20 protein-coding genes are annotated in these 16753 nt (G+C 65.7%); 9 read left to right on the forward strand and 11 right to left on the reverse strand.

Features of this window, described 5'->3' with window-relative positions; genetic code table 11:
• Positions 1–63: 63 nt before the first annotated feature.
• The 6 genes from ACIBH4_RS31180 to ACIBH4_RS31205 all read left to right on the forward strand — a co-directional run bounded on the left by ACIBH4_RS31180 (position 64) and on the right by ACIBH4_RS31205 (position 5845).
• Entirely contained in the window at positions 64–930 is an 867-nt protein-coding gene (locus ACIBH4_RS31180) for a transporter substrate-binding domain-containing protein (RefSeq protein ID WP_362510158.1), read from the forward strand.
• Positions 927–1856: an amino acid ABC transporter permease gene (locus ACIBH4_RS31185; protein ID WP_362510161.1), complete on the forward strand. Its 930-nt coding sequence runs from the start codon at positions 927–929 to the stop codon at positions 1854–1856. The genes ACIBH4_RS31180 and ACIBH4_RS31185 overlap by 4 nt, the downstream gene beginning before the upstream one ends.
• Before the next feature lie 6 nt (positions 1857–1862).
• On the forward strand, positions 1863–2645 hold the full coding sequence (locus tag ACIBH4_RS31190) for an amino acid ABC transporter ATP-binding protein (protein ID WP_362510163.1): 783 nt from the start codon (positions 1863–1865) through the stop codon (positions 2643–2645).
• Positions 2646–2772: 127 nt separating this feature from the next.
• Entirely contained in the window at positions 2773–4284 is a 1512-nt protein-coding gene (locus ACIBH4_RS31195) for a flavin-containing monooxygenase (RefSeq protein WP_399173316.1), read from the forward strand.
• Between the two features lie 368 nt (positions 4285–4652).
• Positions 4653–5225, forward strand: coding sequence for an RNA polymerase sigma factor (locus tag ACIBH4_RS31200; protein WP_362764721.1), 573 nt, complete (start codon positions 4653–4655; stop codon positions 5223–5225).
• 2 nt (positions 5226–5227) lie between these two features.
• Entirely contained in the window at positions 5228–5845 is a 618-nt protein-coding gene (locus ACIBH4_RS31205; RefSeq protein WP_362510172.1) for a hypothetical protein, read from the forward strand.
• Here the strand turns inward: ACIBH4_RS31205 and ACIBH4_RS31210 are convergent.
• The 6 genes from ACIBH4_RS31210 to ACIBH4_RS31235 all read right to left on the reverse strand — a co-directional run bounded on the left by ACIBH4_RS31210 (position 5829) and on the right by ACIBH4_RS31235 (position 10101).
• On the reverse strand, positions 5829–6032 hold the full coding sequence (locus ACIBH4_RS31210) for a hypothetical protein (RefSeq protein WP_362510176.1): 204 nt from the start codon (positions 6030–6032) through the stop codon (positions 5829–5831). The genes ACIBH4_RS31205 and ACIBH4_RS31210 overlap by 17 nt on opposite strands.
• 69 nt (positions 6033–6101) lie before the next feature.
• A complete protein-coding gene (locus ACIBH4_RS31215) occupies positions 6102–6302 on the reverse strand; it encodes a DUF397 domain-containing protein (RefSeq protein ID WP_362510178.1) in 201 nt (66 codons plus the stop codon).
• A 42-nt stretch (positions 6303–6344) separates the two neighbouring features.
• On the reverse strand, positions 6345–8375 hold the full coding sequence (locus ACIBH4_RS31220) for an ATP-binding protein (protein WP_362764718.1): 2031 nt from the start codon (positions 8373–8375) through the stop codon (positions 6345–6347).
• A gap of 222 nt (positions 8376–8597) precedes the next feature.
• Positions 8598–8801: a DUF397 domain-containing protein gene (locus ACIBH4_RS31225; protein ID WP_362510183.1), complete on the reverse strand. Its 204-nt coding sequence runs from the start codon at positions 8799–8801 to the stop codon at positions 8598–8600.
• On the reverse strand, positions 8788–9648 hold the full coding sequence (locus ACIBH4_RS31230) for a helix-turn-helix transcriptional regulator (protein WP_362764715.1): 861 nt from the start codon (positions 9646–9648) through the stop codon (positions 8788–8790). Before ACIBH4_RS31230 ends, ACIBH4_RS31225 begins: the two co-directional genes overlap by 14 nt.
• 162 nt (positions 9649–9810) lie before the next feature.
• Positions 9811–10101, reverse strand: coding sequence for a winged helix-turn-helix domain-containing protein (locus ACIBH4_RS31235; RefSeq protein ID WP_362510189.1), 291 nt, complete (start codon positions 10099–10101; stop codon positions 9811–9813).
• A gap of 756 nt (positions 10102–10857) precedes the next feature.
• Between ACIBH4_RS31235 and ACIBH4_RS31240 the strand changes: the two genes are divergently transcribed.
• Both ACIBH4_RS31240 and ACIBH4_RS31245 read left to right on the forward strand, forming a co-directional pair.
• On the forward strand, positions 10858–11145 hold the full coding sequence (locus ACIBH4_RS31240; protein WP_362510192.1) for a hypothetical protein: 288 nt from the start codon (positions 10858–10860) through the stop codon (positions 11143–11145).
• Complete coding sequence (locus ACIBH4_RS31245; RefSeq protein WP_362510194.1) at positions 11142–11459, forward strand: hypothetical protein; 318 nt, start codon at positions 11142–11144, stop codon at positions 11457–11459. Before ACIBH4_RS31240 ends, ACIBH4_RS31245 begins: the two co-directional genes overlap by 4 nt.
• A gap of 95 nt (positions 11460–11554) precedes the next feature.
• On the opposite strand, the gene ACIBH4_RS31250 is transcribed toward ACIBH4_RS31245, so the two are convergent.
• The 3 genes from ACIBH4_RS31250 to ACIBH4_RS31260 all read right to left on the reverse strand — a co-directional run bounded on the left by ACIBH4_RS31250 (position 11555) and on the right by ACIBH4_RS31260 (position 14251).
• Positions 11555–12415 (reverse strand): hypothetical protein, encoded by an 861-nt coding sequence (locus tag ACIBH4_RS31250; protein ID WP_362510197.1) that lies wholly within the window; start codon positions 12413–12415, stop codon positions 11555–11557.
• A 48-nt stretch (positions 12416–12463) separates the two neighbouring features.
• Positions 12464–13606, reverse strand: coding sequence for a helix-turn-helix domain-containing protein (locus ACIBH4_RS31255; protein WP_362510200.1), 1143 nt, complete (start codon positions 13604–13606; stop codon positions 12464–12466).
• 264 nt (positions 13607–13870) lie between these two features.
• The gene (locus ACIBH4_RS31260; RefSeq protein ID WP_362510203.1) at positions 13871–14251 is read right to left on the reverse strand and encodes a helix-turn-helix domain-containing protein; all 381 of its coding nucleotides are present in this window, start codon (positions 14249–14251) and stop codon (positions 13871–13873) included.
• A gap of 142 nt (positions 14252–14393) precedes the next feature.
• Here ACIBH4_RS31260 and ACIBH4_RS31265 point away from each other — a divergent pair, with 142 nt between their 5' ends.
• Entirely contained in the window at positions 14394–14801 is a 408-nt protein-coding gene (locus ACIBH4_RS31265) for a RidA family protein (RefSeq protein ID WP_362510206.1), read from the forward strand.
• A gap of 89 nt (positions 14802–14890) precedes the next feature.
• On the opposite strand, the gene ACIBH4_RS31270 is transcribed toward ACIBH4_RS31265, so the two are convergent.
• Positions 14891–15796: a methyltransferase gene (locus tag ACIBH4_RS31270; RefSeq protein WP_362764712.1), complete on the reverse strand. Its 906-nt coding sequence runs from the start codon at positions 15794–15796 to the stop codon at positions 14891–14893.
• 121 nt (positions 15797–15917) lie between these two features.
• Positions 15918–16508: an XRE family transcriptional regulator gene (locus ACIBH4_RS31275; RefSeq protein WP_362510211.1), complete on the reverse strand. Its 591-nt coding sequence runs from the start codon at positions 16506–16508 to the stop codon at positions 15918–15920.
• Positions 16509–16753: the final 245 nt, after the last annotated feature.

Below are 16753 nucleotides of genomic sequence, written 5' to 3' on the forward strand. Positions count from 1 at the left end.
TTTAGGGTGACAGCACCCCCAACGGTCGACCGACCGAAACCCCCAGAAACCAGGAGGACCAACATGGCGTTGGTTCGCATCCGACGCGCTCTCGGCGTTGTCGCCGTAGGCGTGCTCGGCACCACCGTCCTCTCGGCGTGCGGCGGTTCCTCGACGGAATCCGTGTCCGCCTCCGCTCCTGCCTCCGGTACCTCCGAGTCGCAGGTCTACGTCATCCCTCAGCAGGTCGGTGTCCCGCCGTACAGCTTCCTCGACGACGGCGGCAAACTCGCCGGGCTACTGCCCGACCTGTCCACCGCGCTCGGCGAGGAGATGGGGGTGACCGTCAAGAACGAGCAGGCGTCGTTCGAGAACTCGCTCCTGGGCCTGCAGCGCGGCGCCTACGCCTGGGTGCCCGGCGCCGACGTCACGGCCGAACGGCTGAAGAAGTTCGACTTCGCCACCACCCTCATCGAGAGCTACGGCTTCCGTGTCAAGGCCGACGGCATCACCATCGGCGACTCACTCGACGACCTGTGCGGCGTCTCCGTCGCGGTGACCGCGGGTTCGAGCCCGGTGTCGACACTCAAAGACCAGTCCAAGAAGTGCGAGGCCGCCGGGAAGAAGCCCGTCGACGTGCAGACCTTCGCCGACCAGGCGACCGCCGACCTCGCCGTCAAGAGCGGCAGGACCGACGCCTCCACGGCGACCTCCAGCGGCCTGGGCTACCAGACGCGTACCGAACCCGGCGTGTGGAAGATCACCGGACCGATCTATCAGGCGATCGACATCGGGTTCGCCTCGATGAAGGGCGACGGCATGGCGGCCAAGCTGCAGCAGGCCACCGAAGCGCTGATCAAGAACGGTACCTACGCCAAGATCCTCGCCAAGTACGGTACCGAGAACATGTCGATCAAGAGTTCCGTGATCAACCCAGAGCCGCACGCATGAGTGAGGTCAGCACGGCCGGGTTCCCCTCGGAACAGGCGGGAAAGGACGGGACGCCGGAGGACTGGCGTCGCCGGATGGAATCGATCTCACGGCTCCCCCACGGACGTCCGCTTCACCTCGGCCGGCTGACCTTCGCGGTACTGATGGTGGCCGCCGTCGCCGGCCTCGCGATCAGCGTCGCCCGCAACCCCGCCTTCGAGTGGGGCACGGTGGCCGACTACTTCTTCTCCGAGCAGGTCATGAACGGCCTGGTCAACACCATCACGCTGACCGCACTGTCGATGGGGCTCGCCCTCGTGGTGTCGGTGGTCATCGCGAACATGCGGCTCTCGGCGAACCCGGTCCTGCGCGCCGTCAGCGGGACGTACGTCTGGTTCTTCCGGTCCATCCCGCTGCTGGTCCTGCTCATCCTGTGGTTCAACGTCTCGTTGATCTATCCGACGTTCAGCCTCCCCAACCCCTTCGGCGGCGACCTGTTCGCGCTGGACACGCGCAACCTCATGACCGCCTACTGGTCGGCCGTGCTGGCCTTCGGCCTTCAGCAGGCCGCCTACACCTCGGAGATCATTCGGTCGTCGCTGCTCGCGGTCCCCCAGGGGCAGCGCGAGGCGGCGCTCGCGCTGGGCATGACCCCGCTGGACACGTTCCGGCGCATCGTCTTCCCCCAGGCGATGAAGATCGCGGTGCCGCCGGTGAGCAACGACCTCATCAACCTGCTGAAGGCCACCTCCCTCGTCGCCTTCATCTCGGTCTCGGACCTGCTCTACAGCGTCCAGCAGATCTACAACCGTACGTTCGAGGTCGTCCCGCTGCTCATGGTGGCGACCATCTGGTACATGATCCTCGTCAGCCTGCTGTCGGTCGCCCAGTACCACCTGGAGCGCACGCTCGGCCGCAGCACCGCCACGACGCGCCGCACCGGGTGAACCGGGATGAGTGAGAGCCAGGTCATGACGACGCCGCTGATCAGCGCACTGAACGTCCGCAAGTCCTTCGGCCGGCACACGGTCCTGCACGACGTGTCGCTGGACGTCCACCAAGGGGAGACGGTCTGCCTGCTCGGACGCTCCGGCAGTGGCAAGAGCACCTTCCTGCGCTGCCTCAACCTGCTTGAACGCACCGACTCGGGGGTGATCATGCTCGACGGTGAGCTGCTCGGCTACGAGGAACGCGGCGGCAAGATCCACCGGCTGTCGGCGCGGCGGGAGGCGAGGCAGCGCCGACGCCTCGGCATGGTGTTCCAGCAGTTCAACCTGTTCTCGCACAAGACCGTGCTGGAGAACGTCATCGAAGCGCCCACCCGGGTGCTACGGCGTCCGGGCGGGGACGCGCGTCGTGAGGCGCGCGAACTGCTCGCCAGGGTCGGTCTGGCCGAGAAGGCCGACGCCTACCCGGCCCAGCTCTCCGGCGGCCAGCAGCAACGCGTCGCGATCGCCCGTGCCCTCGCGATGAAGCCACAGGTGCTGCTCTTCGACGAGCCGACCTCGGCGCTCGATCCAGAGATGGTCAACGAGGTGCTGCAGGTCATCCGCGAGCTTGTGCTCGACGGGATGACCACCATCATCGTCACCCACGAGATCGGGTTCGCCCGCGAGGTCTGCGACCGGTTCGTGTTCATGGAGGACGGCCGCATCGTCGAGGAAGGCCCGTCCAGCCGGCTGTCCGGCGAGGCCGAGCATCCGAGCACCCGCGACTTCCTCAGCAAGGTCCTCTAGCCTCGGCGCCCGCGAGCGCCGCACATCGTCGTGCCCCGGCACGAGCCCGACAGACATCATCGTGCCCCGGCACGAGCCCGACAGACATCATCGTGCCCCGGCACGAGCTCGACAGAGAGAGGCAGTCATGCCATCGACGGGCGGAGCCATGCCCTCTGTGGCCGTGATCGGTGGCGGTTTCGCCGGACTCGCGGCGGCCCACCAGCTGAAGCGGCACGGGTACTCGTTCACCGTGTTCGAGACCGAGGACGGACCGGGCGGCACCTGGCGCGTCAATCGTTTCCCCGGTGCGGAGGTCGACACCCCGGCCCCGATGTACTCGTTCTCGTTCGCCCCGTACGACTGGTCACGCTCCTACCCCGGCCAGGCGGAACTGCAGTCCTACCTTGAGCACGTGGCCGACCGGTTCGGGCTCAGGGCCCACTTCCGGTTCGGCACCACCGTCCGGCGGCTGGTCTGGGAGGAGGACGGCCAGCGCTGGGCCGTGCACCTCGACACCGGTGAGGTGCTGCGTTTCACGGCCGTGGTGACCGCCGTCGGACTCCTGAACGTCCCGAACGAGCCCGCCTGGCCGGGCCGCGAGCTGTTCACCGGCGACATCTTCCACACGGCGCGGTGGCGTTCCGACGTGGCGCTCGACGGACGCCGGGTGGGAGTCGTCGGCACCGGTTCGACGTCCGCCCAGATCGTCGCGGAGCTCGGCGGCCGAGCCAAGCATCTGACGGTGTTCCAGCGTCAGCCCGCATGGGTGGACCCGAAGGTCTCGCTCCCGTTCACCGAGAAGGAACGTGCCCGACGGCGTCACCCGGTGACGCGGCGACTCATCCGGTGGCGGTTGTTTCTGCAGCTGGAACGCAAGTGGCTCGGCGGCAGGATCATCCGGCCCGGCGGGACCGTCGACACCCGGGCGGTCAAGATCTGCCAGGACTACCTCGCAGAGGTCTTCGCCGACCACCCCGACCTCAGGGCGGCTCTGACACCGACCTCGGCCTACCTGGGCAAACGGGCGATCCACAGCTCCACGTTCTACCCGACCCTGCTGCGTGACGACGTCACCCTCGTTCCGCACGCCGTGGAACGAGTGACCGAGACCGGCGTGGTCGACGCCACCGGCCGGGAGCACGAACTCGATGTCGTGATCACCGCGACGGGATTCCGTGCGGCCGAGTTCCTCTGCGGCCTGGAGGTCCACGGGCGCGCGGGCCGCGACCTGAGGGAGAAGTGGGGCGACGACCCCATGGCGTTCCTCGGCATCATGGTGGACGAGATGCCGAACCTCTTCATGATGTACGGCCCCAACACCAACTACTACGCCCCGGTGTTCAACTTCGAGCAGCAGGCGAAGTTCGTGGTGCGCTCCCTGCGGGAGATGCGCCGCCGCGGTGCCAGCGCGGTCGAGGTCAGGCCGGAGGCGGTCAGGCGGCTGAACCGCTGGCTGAAGCGTCGCCTGGACGCCAGCTCGTTCGCCCAGGCACCGAACTACTTCCGCTCGGCGAGCGGCCGGGTGGTCACCCAGTGGCCGGACGGCGCCTCGGTCTACTGGTTGCTCACCCGGACCCTGCACGCCCGATCCGCGCGGTTCTTCCGCGCCCCCAGCGCGTCGGACTCCCCGGACAACCGGCACCTCTCCGTGCCGTGAGGGCCTGTCCCGGATCCTGAGAGGGCGACGTCCCGGCCGTGAGAAGAACCGAACGGCCCCCGCGGCCCATCGGGCCGTCGCGATACACAAACGCACCCCGGACGACGTTCCCCGCACACTCGTCGGGGACACCATCCGAGCCCGCTGACCGGTTCCCCGCCCGGTTACGCCGCGAGGAACGTTTCGCCTGGTGAAGTGCTGTCTTCTGGCGGGAGAGCCGCTGTGCGCGGGTCATGGATCGCCCCCACGTCCAAAGATCTCGGATGTGGGAGAGGCGTGTGCCCGGGGTGTGGAGATCGCCCGATGAAGGATTCAGGCCCGGCGCGGTAAGTACAGGTGACCGCATACGCCAGGAAAGGCCGACATGTATGACAATCTCCCGCGAAGACGTCGGGGTCGATGACGCGGCCCTCATCGAGCGGTCGTTGAACGAACCCGAGATCTTCGCCGTCCTGTTCGACCGGCACGCACCACTCCTGCACCGCTACGTGACCAGGCGACTGGGACCCAGCGAGGCGGAAGACGTCGTGGCGGACACCTTTCTCGCCGCCTTCCAGCGCCGGAGCGATTACGACAGGGGCCGCTCCGACGCCCGCCCGTGGCTCTACGGGATCGCCTCCAATGTGATCGGCAAACGGCGACGCACCGAGAAGAACCTCTACCGCGCCTACATCCGCAGTGGCGTACATCCGGCGGAGATCCCCGGCGTCCAGGTAGAGGACGGGATCAACACCCTGGCCGTCAACCGGCCGCTGGCGCAGGCCCTGTTGAAGCTCAAACGGGCCGATCGCGACGTGCTGCTGCTCGTCGCCTGGGCCGAACTGAACTACCGGGAGGTCGCCGACGCGCTCGCCATCCCGGTGGGGACCGTGGCCTCGCGACTCAACCGAGCCCGCATGCAGATCCGTCAGGCCTTGAACCAGGAAGAACGAGGAGAATGACGATGGACGCACTGAAGACCATGTGGGAGACCGTCCCCGCGGCCACCGAGAGCGAACTCGCCGGAGCGCGACGGCGCCTGATGAGTGGGATCCACTCCCGGCGGCGCCTTGTCACCACCCCCCGGCTGCTGGTCACGGCCGGTGCCGCGGCGACGGCCGTCGCGACGGCACTGGTCCTCGGGAGCGGCGCCCCCGCCTACGCGGTGGCCGAGAGCCCGGACGGCACGCTGACGGTGACCGTCAACGAACTCCACGACCCCGACGGGCTGGAGGCGAAGCTGGCCGCTGCCGGCGTCAAGGCGGATGTGACGTTCCTGGCGCCGGGCATGCTGTGCGCGCCTCCCCGGTTCACCGGTGTGGACGCGACCTACGGCGGGCCGCCCGCCGGCGGACCGGGGGATCTGCGGTCGGCCACGAAGGCGGCGCGTTCGTCCCAGGCCGCCACGGTGACCTCCGTACGGACGATCCGGATCGCCCCTGAGCACATCAGACCGGGCGAGACGCTCGTCATGGAGTTCCGCGACAACCTGAACGCACAGGTGCCCTGGCACCTCGGCATGTGGCTCGCCAAGGCGGGCAGCCCGGTGAAACCGTGCGCGCCCATCAAGGAGATTCGCTGACCTCCTGCCGACGACCGGAGTCGACGACGGCGGTGACGCGGATCTCGACGCGCATCCCCTCGCGGCTGTTCGGGGCTTCGCCCCCGAGAAGGCCACCGTCAAGGTAGCCGGCCACTACGACGGCGCGGTCCTCCAGGTTTGCGACGCATAAGGGAAACTGCTCCGAAACACGTTCAACCAGGTCCACAAGAGTACGGACTGTCGCACGGCCGGATGGATTTTGGGCGCTTTCGGCCGTGCGGCGCTCGTGGACAGGTCAGATCTCTCCGCTGCGGATGCCCGTCAGGAAGTCGCTCCAGGCTCTCGGGGAGAAGGTGAGCATCGGACCGGACGGGTCCTTGCTGTCGCGTACGGCGACGAGGCCCGGCAGGTTCATGGCCACCTCCACACAGTCGTCTCCGTTGGGGCCGCTGTGGCTACTCCTGATCCAGGTGAGGTTGGGGCGAATGGATTCCATGATGTTCGCCTCTACTTAAGTTGATCAATGTCGTCGGCCTGGTTATGTCAGAGGCAGGAGTGAGACCACGTCGGCATCGGGATGCACGCGTTCTGCGTATTCTGCGGCCAGCGCTCTGCTTGACGCGTAGTTGAGCCGCTCCTGAGTTTTGCGTAGACGCTCTTCGCACATATCAAGAATCTGCCCCCAGCGGAAGACCCACAGGCCGACCTGTCCATCGTCCTGGGCGCAGTTGGGCGGAAGGTTGAGGCCCTTTATCTGCCATTCCAGGGCCGGGTCAATGGTGTTGCCGATCAGCCAGAAGTCCCACCGAGTCTTCTCGTCATGTTTGTATCGATCATCGGAAACCACTGCAAAAGCGTAACTGCGGAGCTGGGCGAGCTCCTTTTCTGTGAGGGTAAGACTCGGCCGCTTCAGCTCCACAACGAGATGACGCTTGTTTTTGTCCGCACCGGTGACTCCGGACAGCATGAGATCCAGGCGCCCTGACCTCCCGTCGGCGCGACGAACCGGCCGCCGGGAGTTTCGGCGAGGGGCTGCTCCTTCGAGAATCGCCAGGTGTCGCTCCAGGGCTTCGGTGAGTCCAGTTTCTGAAACAGCGCTGGAGAACTCATCGCCAAAAACCCAAAGCTCTTTTTCCAGCATCCGATGGAGCTGAGTCCGCTCGCGCAGCTCCCACTTCGCCTCCGGCTCATAGAGCAGGCTTCGCAGTAACGCCAGAAAGTCAACTCGATCGACGGCTTGCGCATTGGCGGCGACGATGTTTCCCAGGCTGGCACGACCCACCAGCCTTTCGATCTGTTCTTTCTGTGCCGCAGAAAGGCTGAACAGATCTTCGAGCACCTTTGATATGGAAGTCGGCTGCCTGCGGAGCGCTTCACTGAGCAGGACCAACTGCGTGCGTCGAGCTTGCTTCCCGCCCTTGAGGTGACGACTGAGCAACACTGCGACATCATCGAATGTGGCTCGCTCAGCGACTTCGACGTCCGACTCGGGCGAACCGTTATAAGGATAAACGCCCTCTTGTATCCAGAGCTCGATCTGCTCTTTGGTCCGCTCGCTCTCCCGCATACGGAAATGTAACCGCATTTGGTCGCGTGCCGCCTTCGCGACTCGCCCAAGTGGTGTATCGTCTATCTCAAATTCGCCGTCAAGGGAGTCGTATTCAGACAGGTTGCGAAGGCGATGCCATAAGATGTAGGCGGTGAAATTGAAATCGGGTGCCTGAATTCCTGCCGAAAGCGTCAGCCGGTGAACGCCCTGATCATCACATATCAGGAGTTCTCGCTTTTGTGGCTTGATCGACCATTCCACGATGCGTAGCACCGGTCCGGCGCTTTCCTCGTCCGTCGCGACTTCCGCATCGACGCCATCCAGGTGAAGCGCATATTCGTCCTGGCGGCGGATGACTTCGGACGGATCGAGTCGTCGCCCTCGCCAGCAAATTTTTACATCAGGGTACTTATCCAGATAGACAGCGAATCGGCCTGTGAGCTCAAACCTAACGCGGTCAGAAAGAAGCCGGTTTTTCCTGGGGGCATCCCCGGTAACGCGGACGGTGGTCCCGGTTTCTTCCTCGGTGAGTCGGCTGTCGTCCAGGTCGAAGACGCTGGCTCCATCTGAGAACCGTACGGTGGTGCGCGTGCGAGCGGTCGGCCCGTCCGCGACCGTTACCCAGCCGGCGGATGAGCCAAGGGCAAGGACCCGGAACCGACCGTAGCCGTGTCTGCCATGCAACTGTCGCCCGAGATTGCTTGTCTTTTTGGCCTTTTTCTTCCACGATCCGCCCATTCCACTGAAGGCCGGACGTACCGAGTCGGCGGGAATTCCGTGACCGGTGTCTGTGACCGTGATCGAGTCGACCCCGTCCAGGTCGTTTAGCTCGATCTCTGCGAAAACCTCTTTTGCATCAGCGTCCAGGCCGTTCCAGATGAGCTCTTCCATGGCCCCTACCGGGTCACCTCGCCGGGCCACACGCTCAATGAAGTCTGGCTGGACTTCGACTGGAATATGCACACGGGCATCATTGCCGATCACCGTATGTGGCGCAACAATTATCCGGATGTAGGTCACCGAGGCTGGGCTGTCGAGGTCAAGTTCGGCAACTTTAGGTTATCGATGATGATTTGCGGCTTTCCGGATACCTTATAGTCGACATTCCGAAATTATGGGGTATCCGGAAGATGGTGGACTGACCGCACGAGGTCATCGCAGCGACTTCTCGGAGGAAGGATCACACTTGTCGAATGACTGGGTGGCCTCTGTAGGGCCTCGGTGGTACGACGCTTGCGTCGGTCAGATCTCTCCGCTGCGGATACCCGCCAGGAAGTCGCTCCAGGCTGTCGGGGAGAAGGTGAGCATCGGACCGGACGGGTCCTTGCTGTCGCGTACGGCGACGAGGCCCGGAAGGTTAGTGGCTACTTCCACACAGTTGTCGCTGCTTCCGCCGCTGTAGCTGCTTTTACGCCATACGGCGGTGGTCAGGTCAGAGGGGGGCATGGTCACTCCTTACCGCAGCAATGAACGCCGCAGACTTCTCGGGGGACAAGCACACACCGGCAAGACGCTCGAATGTCAGCTTAAGGTTCTTCACCTGATCCGTCGCCTCTACATAGACGTCTCCGCCTGGGCAGCCGGTGTAGCCCACCTCCGGATCTTCGGTATCGAACGCCAGCAGAGAGAAAGCGCCCTCCAGGCCACAGTGCGCACCGATCCGAAGCGGAAGTATCTGAACGGTGATGTTGGGCCAGTCCGTGATGTGAAGGATGTCTCCGAGTTGGCGGGCCATGATGGCGGGCGAGCCAACAGGGCGGCGCAGCGCGCATTCGTCCATGAGCACGTGCAGCGAGGGCGCCTTTGAGCTGAGAAGGCTGATTTTGCGTGCCATCCGAGCTGCCACATACCGCTTCAATTCTGTGGGTACCAGTTCCGGCCGTGACGTGCGGATGAGTTCACACGCGTAGTCCTCGTTCTGCAGAAGGCCCGGCACCAGCAGCGGTTCCCAGGTGTGGATGGCGGTCGCCTCGGATTCCAGGCCGACGTAGGCGCCGGCGAACACATCGCTGTAGGCGGTCCACCAACCCCGCTGACCGGCATCCTGGCCGAGTTGGATCAGCCCTGCCTTCGCCGAGGGGTCCACAGCGTACAGATCGCAAAGATCAGCGATGTCCGTGCTGCTGGGCATGGTGCGGGCGTTCTCGATGCGGCTTAGCTTGGCTGTGGACCAGCGGAGCGGAGTGGACACCTCCTCCAGGGTGAGATTCGCTATCTCGCGAAGTCTTCGCAGCTCACGGCCGAGGCGGCGGTGCCGGACGGTAGGACTCGCAGCAGCCATGCCGACCAGCATGCCTGATCACTGTCGTCGTGCGCCGAGCAAATTCATACAAGGCGCTTGTGATCATGTAAGTTGCGCGCCACACTGTAAGGAGTTGATTGAATACCTAGAGTGATGGCAGGGTTGAAGTGTCCGGGGCGGCATCGTAGCCGTCGTTGATCGCCGCTGCGCCGATCAGTCGGCGGGCGAAACGTCGTCGGGACGCGAGGGCTCTGCCTGCGGGTCGATGTATGTTCCTCTTCCGACCACGGTCCTGATCAGGCCGCGCCCGCGCAGTTCCCGCATCGCGCGCCGGACCGTCAGGTATGCCACGCCATATTCGGAGGCGAGATCGCGCTCTGCCGGGAGTCGCTGACCCGGCCGTAGGTCGCCGGCATCGATCAACGCCTGGATGTGATTGGCCAGCCGGACATACACGTATTCCGGGCTGTCCTCTTCTGGATCGAACGGCGAGACGCTGCTCATGAATTCACCGTATGGCTATGGTGACCTGCTGAAATCCATGGGTAGCCATACATCGCTATACATGGCTACACTCCATCGCGTAGCCTCTGGCCCAGTACGAAAACGGGATCCGCAGGCGCTCGCAACGCCGCACGGATCCCTTGACCAGGAAGGCGCTCCTGATCCATGAGTAACCCTAGTACCCCGGTTCTCGACCGAGCCGCGGTGAACGACTGCGGCTGTTTCGCCGAGGTGCCGCCGATGCCGATGGGATGTGCCACCTGCGGGCACGCTCCCTACGCACACGGTTGCCCCGATCAGGTCGCCGACCACGAGTACGCTCAGCCGTCCGCCGCGCTGATGGATGTTCGCCTGCGGGTCCGCCGCACCGGAGACCGCTCCCCGTCCTGCTTCGAGTCGCCCGTTCGCGTGGTTCCTGTCGAAGAGGCTCCGCCGATACCGGCGCAGCGTCGCTCCGAGCACGACTCGGCCGCCGTGCCTTCCGTACCGGCATCATCGTCCTGCCGTCTTCGCCCGGCGCTCCCGTCCAGATCCATCCATCTCGGGCGGTCCCAGTCCGGCGCCGTACGTCGCCTCGCGGCCCGTCCCCGGAGATCGGCCGCCTGCGTCCTGCACCGTGTAACGGTCACCCCGTCTCCGTACCGGCCACCCGGCCCGTACGGCACACCCCTCCGCGTCTTCGCCCACCGTACGAAGCGGGCCCGTCCACCGCTACCAACGACCGGACGGGCCCTTGATCGGATCGAGGTCCAATCAATGAACGATGGTGGGTCCATCAGTCCCGAGCCCAGGCGGGAATCGACCATTCCCGGCTGGCGGCTCATCCTCAGTGACGCCGGACGGTTGTGGGCCAGTCGTGAGCAGCCCTTCTCCTTGGCCGCGTTCCACGCCGGAGCCGAGCGCACCGTCGACGCCGACAGTCTGGAGGCCCTGCGGGCTGAGACCGACCGGCAGGAGATCATCGCCCAGGAGGCCGATGCCCAGACCGACCCCGTCACGGAGACCCCGGTCGCGGAGAGCGCTGTCGGGCAGGTGGTCTCATGATCCGGCGACGGCCCATCCGCTCTCGCGGACGCCACCGCGACGGCCAGGCCGCCCTGCCCGTACCCCACCACACCTGGGACCACGAGGCGCGTGCCGAGGCCGCGATGCTGGAGATCACCCGGCCCGGCTGGTCCGTCCTGTACGGCACGGGCAGCCGCCTCTTCCACGCCATCGCCACCTGGCCCACCCCCGAACCGCTGATCATCTGTGACCGTACGGTCGAGGGACTGAAGGCGCAGATGCGCGAGGCCGAGACGACCATGCTGCATCGCTGGGCACTGACCTCCACCTCGGTCACCATCGGCCACTTCTGACGAACGGGCACGGCGGCCCCATCCCTTCCCCGATCCGGGGCCGCCGTGCCGTCACCGGCGTATCGTGCGAGGGCGAAACGTGGTACGTGAGCGCGTCATAGCTCTGGCACGTTGGCTTCGACGAATGCGGGAGCCAACAGTCGGATGCGTCCTTCCTCCAGGTCGCCGGCGAGCGCGCGCACGGCCATCTGTACGCCGGTGGCGCGTGCAGAGCCGAACTGCTCCCACAGGAGTTCGCAGCCTTCGGCTACGACGTCGCGGATCTGCTCCTCCTGGGATAGCCGTTTGAATGTCGAGCGCAGGCTGTCGCCAGTGGCCATCATCAGTCGCACGACGTCGCCGGCGTCCTTGTCGGCCAGGCGGTGAGGTGGGGCGGCGCGGTCGTTGAGCCTGTCGCGAAGCTTGAAAGCTTTGGCGATCAGCAGCGAGGTCGGACCGGCTACCTCAATCGCGAGTTCTCGTGAGTCGCTCCCCGGTTCGAGGCTTGGCACCTGCAACGAGGAGTGATCAAACAGAGTGGCTTCAAGTCCGAGGACATGCCGGGTGGCGTTCTTGTCGTGGGGTGGTAGGTGCGCGCTGCGCCTACCACGGTTGGGGGCGAGCGTCTCCGGCACGAGAAGGTCCACCTCAACGGGATGGCTCTGGCCATTGATCATTTCCATACGGGTCCAGAGTCCTGGGCTGTTGGGGATGGTCAGCTCGAATCCCGCACCGCGCATGGCCTCGTTGAGCAAAGGCTCGTCCCGGATGAGCTTGGGGTTGAGGCTCAAATCAGCGTCGCTGGTGTAGGGGGAACCAGTCAGTACGACGCCGGTTGTCCGCAGATGCACTGCCTGGGCGCCGACCAGGACGATGGCATTGGAGTGTTCGTAGAGTGCCTGTAAGGCGTCCAGGAGGACCCGGCGGGCCACGACGGTGAGTTCATTAAGATCAACACCTTCGGGAATGCGCGCCATAAGGTTCCTCCGGATCGTCGAAACCCCAGCTCACCCCCATAGCTGAGGTCAGGATGGGGGAAACTCTATGCTGTCAAGGTCGTCCAGGCGCCAGTTTTCCTCATGGTCACGCATGTAGTTCAGCACTGCCTCTCCAGCAGCGGGTAGTCGACCAGGCCCCGATAGGGAGTCCAGCACCAGTTGGCTCAACGCCACGTGGGGCAGGCCGTCGACCTGGCGAACTCCGGAGAATACGCTCGTATCGGGAGGTTGGAGCAACAAGACGTCGGCACCCTGGTTCACCGGGAAGAGACCCTGACCTTCCACCAGACGAGCGGTGGCCTCCTCGGTGGCATAGAGCATCGCCTGACCGCCGATGGCCAGGGGAGCCACCCCTGTAGCCGCGAGTGGCCCGGTAAGGGCCATTGAGGTGCGGAGTTCCTGGTGTTCGAGCAGCCTGCCGATGAAGGAGTCCAGGCCGTTGGGGACCAGGAACCCGAGGAAGCGCCCTGGTCTCAGCAGAGACGTCTCCGAGGCGCGCAGGCGTAGGAGGGCCTCCCAGTCGACCTTCACGACAATTCTGTTTCGGCGCCTGATGATCGCCTCTTCTTCCAACGCGTCCAGCAGACGCGAGACGTAGGCACCGCTTAGGCCGGTCGTCTCCGCCAGTTCCGCCGCCCGGTAGGCAGGGCGGACATCGGCCAGGACACGGACCAGGCGCCCGGCGCGTGCGCCGCTCAATCCGCGCTGAGCACCAGCCGTACGTGGTCGTGGATCCCGTGCGGCGCCCTGGGTTTCAAGCACTATGGCTGGTTGATTCATCCGGAAAGAGACATTGCCGGTCAGGTCGATGTAACCGCAGCCCCAGCGAGACAGCAGGGCGCGCGTCTGTGGACTGATCCATGGAGCGATGACCAGCACAGCGGCGTCCTGACTGAGGCGGCGCATCAACGAAACCCGGGGCAGTAGCTCTCGCTCCAGGAGAACCGGGGTCCAACTCAGCTTGGTTTCCACCAGGACGCGCCTGGTGAGGCTCCGGTCAGGGCTTGTGATGGTGATGAACGCGTCATGCCCGAGGTCCTCCGCCCGGCAGGCGTCGGCTTCCAGCGTCACCTCCCATTGCTGCCCCAGCATCTTGCGCAATCGGTCGATTCCCAGCTCCAGAAGTTGCTCTGGAGTGTTGGGGAATCCATTTTCATGGGTGCGCGCCATGACTCCAGGGTGACATGGCAAGTGCCGGGAATCCATGCTGAGTTGCCAGAAACAGCGAGTTGCCAAAACTTGGCAACTCGCTGTTTCTGGCAACTTTGCCCAATCGGGGTAGCCTGGGCAGCCGCAAGAAGTTGGGCGCGATGGTCAGTGGGCGGGGTGAGGGCCAAGATTCTTCGCAGGTCAGGGATGATCCTCGTTGTTCTCGCCGCTGGGCCGCCCGAAGTAGTAGCCGGTGATCCCCGGGGGATCCGTGCCTTGCTCGGGTTACGCGTCGAAGCGGCGGCGGGAGTCCTCGATGTGGCCGAGATATCGGCTGGTCCAGTCGCACATGCCGTCAACCGTCTTGCGTAGCGCCTGGCCCGACTCCATGAGGGTGTACTCGACCCGTGGCGGCACGGTGGGGTGCACCTCCCGCTCGACCAGGCCGTTGCGCTCCAGCATGCGCAGGTTCTGGGTGAGCATCTTGTGGCTGATGCCGTCGATCTCGTTCCGCAACTCGCCGAAGCGCAGGGTGCGGTCCCCCAGGGTCTCGATGATCAGGAGTGCCCACTTGTTGGCGATGTCCGAGAAGATCTCCCGCGCCAGGGAGTCCGCGCGGGTCAGGTCCGCGTCCTGGGGCGAGCCGTTGAACTGCTTGGTCACCATAAGGTTCCCCAGTCACTGAAAAGTGCGTTCTTCCATGTCAGTGAACACTCTCCTATGGTTCCCAAGTAACTACAAGAGACCGAGAGTGATCGGGGCCGCCGGAAGCGAGCCCGAGGACTCTCCTGAAGAGGGAGTGGGCAGCATGGCCATCACCCTGGTGAACCCCGCCGGACTGCCGGAGATCGATGTGTACCGGCAGGTGTCGATCGCGACCGGGACGAAGCTGGTCTTCGTCGCCGGGCAGGTCGCCTGGGATGCCGGCGGGGTCACGGTCGGCGAGGACGATCTCGCGGCTCAGGTCGAGCAGTGTTATCTCAACATCGGCACGGCCCTGGCCGAGGCCGGCGCCTCCTTCGGCGACGTGGCGAAACTGACCGCCTACGTCGTCGGCTGGACCCCCGACAAGATGCCGTTGTTCCTGGAGGGGGTCGCTCGGGCGGCCGCGAAGCTGGGGGTCACCCCGGTCGCTCCGGCCACGCTGCTGGGTGTCGCGGCGCTGGCCGTACCCGACCTTCTGGTCGAGGTCGAGGCCACCGCGATCATCGACTGAGTTCGGCGCGACAGGGTACGGATCGCCGTGTCATGGTCCTCGGACCACATCCCGTCCCCGCTTCGCGGGCGATCCGCGTGGGGCGGAGGTCAGGTGCGGCGTGCGGCCCAGACGGTGCGTTCGGTGCGTACCGAGAGGTCGTCGCGGCGCAGGAGGCTGCCGGGACCGCTCGTGTCGAGCAGCCGGTCGAGTGCGGCGAGGTCATCGGCGGGGAGCGTTTCCGCGACGGCACCGCGGACGCGCCGAAGGGTGCTCAGGGCGTAGCGACCGACGGCTTCGTTGTGGGTGCCGTCGATGTTCACGATGACGGTGCGCTCGCCGTCGAGGGTGAACCCGGCGGCGGTGAGCATCGGTCCCCAGTCGGCGCCCCGATGGGGCATGTGCTCGGCGTGGAAGCGGTCGGTCGCGGCGTGGCTGCGGTCCTCCAGGCCGGGCCGCTCTTCGGGGGCGTCTTCCGGCAGGAACCGGGGAAAGCCGGCCAGCTCGACGACGGCGAACAGGCCGCCGGACGGGAGCATGTCGTGGACGTTGCGCAGAGCATGGCCGGGGTCGGCCATGTGATGCATCGAGGCCGAGGCCCAGACCAGGTCCGGCGTACCGAGGTCGGGCCAGTCGGCGGCGTCGAGGTCGGCCTGCACGGTGCGTACGCGGTCGTCCACGTCCCGGGCGCACGCCTTCCTGCGCAGGCGATGCAGGTGTTCGGGTGAGGCGTCGACGGCGATGACGTGAGCTTCGGGGAAACGGTCGAGGAGGGCGAAGGTGCCCGTTCCCGTGCCGCAGCCCAGGTCGGCGATGTGGCGCGGGCTGGTCTTCAGCGGCAGCCACGCGGTGATGGACGCGATGTGCTCGGCGAGGACTTCCGCGTCCAGGTCGAGGATCTCCGCCTGGTCGGCGTCGTCCTCCCGGTGGTGGTCGTCCTGCCGGTGGTGGTCGTGCTGCGCGCCGTGGTCGTGCTGCGCGCCGTGGTGGGAGGCATGCGAGTGTGCTTGGGTCATGTCGTCACCGTAAGGCGGGTTTGCTTAGAAAGCATGATGACTCCCAGAATGCGCAAGAGACCGGTGTGAGACGGTGCCTCACGCGCAAGGCGCACCCGTACGCGGAGGGTGCGCGTCGCCGTCATCGGCGGAGTTCGGGGGTGTCGCCGTCGTTGTCGCGCTGGTGTCCTCGGCGGGCGTCGCGGTCGAAGATGCCCAGAAGTTCACACGGTCCGCCTTCGGCGCCGATGGCGTGCGGCAACATGGTCGGGAACTCGGCGGCCTGGTTGGTCTCGAGGCGGAAGCGCCGGTGGCCCAGCATGAGGATCGCGGTGCCGGAGAGGACGACCAGCCATTCCCGGCCTGGGTGGGCGCGCATGCGCGAGGGGTTGTCGGGCGGCGGCTCGGTCATGCGCTGGCGTATCACGCTCATGCCGGGGTCGCTCTTCACGGGCCAGCGCATCCGGCCGTGAGCGCCGTCGACGATCGGGCTGATCACGACGTCGTCGGCGGCGTTCTCGACGAGCTGGTCGAGGGTGGTGTCCAGAGCGCGGGCGAGGGTGACGAGCTGGTCCAGGGCGAGGCGGCGCTGTCCGTTCTCGATGCGGCTCAGTGAGGACTGGCTGAGGTTGGCGCGGCCGGCCAGCTCTTCCAGGGACCAGCCCTGTGCGACGCGCAGGGCACGGATGCGTTTGCGTACGAGGCTGTCCAGGTCTCCAGTTTCTTGCGTCATGGGCAGCATAGTATGCCCATGACGCAAGCAGGGATGACGCCGTGCGCAGAAGGCCGGCGCCGAGGCCGCCGCCCGATAACGGCACAATCGGAGAGGGAGAAAATCGGATCCGCGACTTCCTGACCTCGGAACCGCCGCGTCACGGCTGAGCCGTCAACGCCGCCACGGCGGTCCCGCCGGGCTTATCACTGAGGCCGGCTGAGAAGTGGTATCCAGAGCACGTTTCTCAGTCAGCGCTCAATGGT

It is taken from the genome of Streptosporangium sp. NPDC050284 (assembly GCF_044459525.1).
In the GTDB taxonomy this organism is placed as follows: domain Bacteria; phylum Actinomycetota; class Actinomycetes; order Streptosporangiales; family Streptosporangiaceae; genus Streptosporangium.

Coding starts and splice junctions, on each gene's coding strand:
- ACIBH4_RS31185 (WP_362510161.1), top strand. CDS start 927: ATGAGTGAGGTCAGCACGGCCGGGTTCCCCTCGGAACAGGCGGGAAAG.
- ACIBH4_RS31270 (WP_362764712.1), bottom strand. CDS start 15,796: ATGACCCAAGCACACTCGCATGCCTCCCACCACGGCGCGCAGCACGAC.
- ACIBH4_RS31215 (WP_362510178.1), bottom strand. CDS start 6,302: ATGGAATCCATTCGCCCCAACCTCACCTGGATCAGGAGTAGCCACAGC.
- ACIBH4_RS31275 (WP_362510211.1), bottom strand. CDS start 16,508: ATGACGCAAGAAACTGGAGACCTGGACAGCCTCGTACGCAAACGCATC.
- ACIBH4_RS31225 (WP_362510183.1), bottom strand. CDS start 8,801: ATGCCCCCCTCTGACCTGACCACCGCCGTATGGCGTAAAAGCAGCTAC.
- ACIBH4_RS31205 (WP_362510172.1), top strand. CDS start 5,228: ATGGACGCACTGAAGACCATGTGGGAGACCGTCCCCGCGGCCACCGAG.
- ACIBH4_RS31200 (WP_362764721.1), top strand. CDS start 4,653: ATGACAATCTCCCGCGAAGACGTCGGGGTCGATGACGCGGCCCTCATC.
- ACIBH4_RS31255 (WP_362510200.1), bottom strand. CDS start 13,606: ATGGCGCGCACCCATGAAAATGGATTCCCCAACACTCCAGAGCAACTT.
- ACIBH4_RS31240 (WP_362510192.1), top strand. CDS start 10,858: ATGAACGATGGTGGGTCCATCAGTCCCGAGCCCAGGCGGGAATCGACC.
- ACIBH4_RS31230 (WP_362764715.1), bottom strand. CDS start 9,648: ATGCTGGTCGGCATGGCTGCTGCGAGTCCTACCGTCCGGCACCGCCGC.
- ACIBH4_RS31190 (WP_362510163.1), top strand. CDS start 1,863: ATGAGTGAGAGCCAGGTCATGACGACGCCGCTGATCAGCGCACTGAAC.
- ACIBH4_RS31260 (WP_362510203.1), bottom strand. CDS start 14,251: ATGGTGACCAAGCAGTTCAACGGCTCGCCCCAGGACGCGGACCTGACC.
- ACIBH4_RS31265 (WP_362510206.1), top strand. CDS start 14,394: ATGGCCATCACCCTGGTGAACCCCGCCGGACTGCCGGAGATCGATGTG.
- ACIBH4_RS31235 (WP_362510189.1), bottom strand. CDS start 10,101: ATGAGCAGCGTCTCGCCGTTCGATCCAGAAGAGGACAGCCCGGAATAC.
- ACIBH4_RS31195 (WP_399173316.1), top strand. CDS start 2,773: ATGCCATCGACGGGCGGAGCCATGCCCTCTGTGGCCGTGATCGGTGGC.
- ACIBH4_RS31180 (WP_362510158.1), top strand. CDS start 64: ATGGCGTTGGTTCGCATCCGACGCGCTCTCGGCGTTGTCGCCGTAGGC.
- ACIBH4_RS31250 (WP_362510197.1), bottom strand. CDS start 12,415: ATGGCGCGCATTCCCGAAGGTGTTGATCTTAATGAACTCACCGTCGTG.
- ACIBH4_RS31245 (WP_362510194.1), top strand. CDS start 11,142: ATGATCCGGCGACGGCCCATCCGCTCTCGCGGACGCCACCGCGACGGC.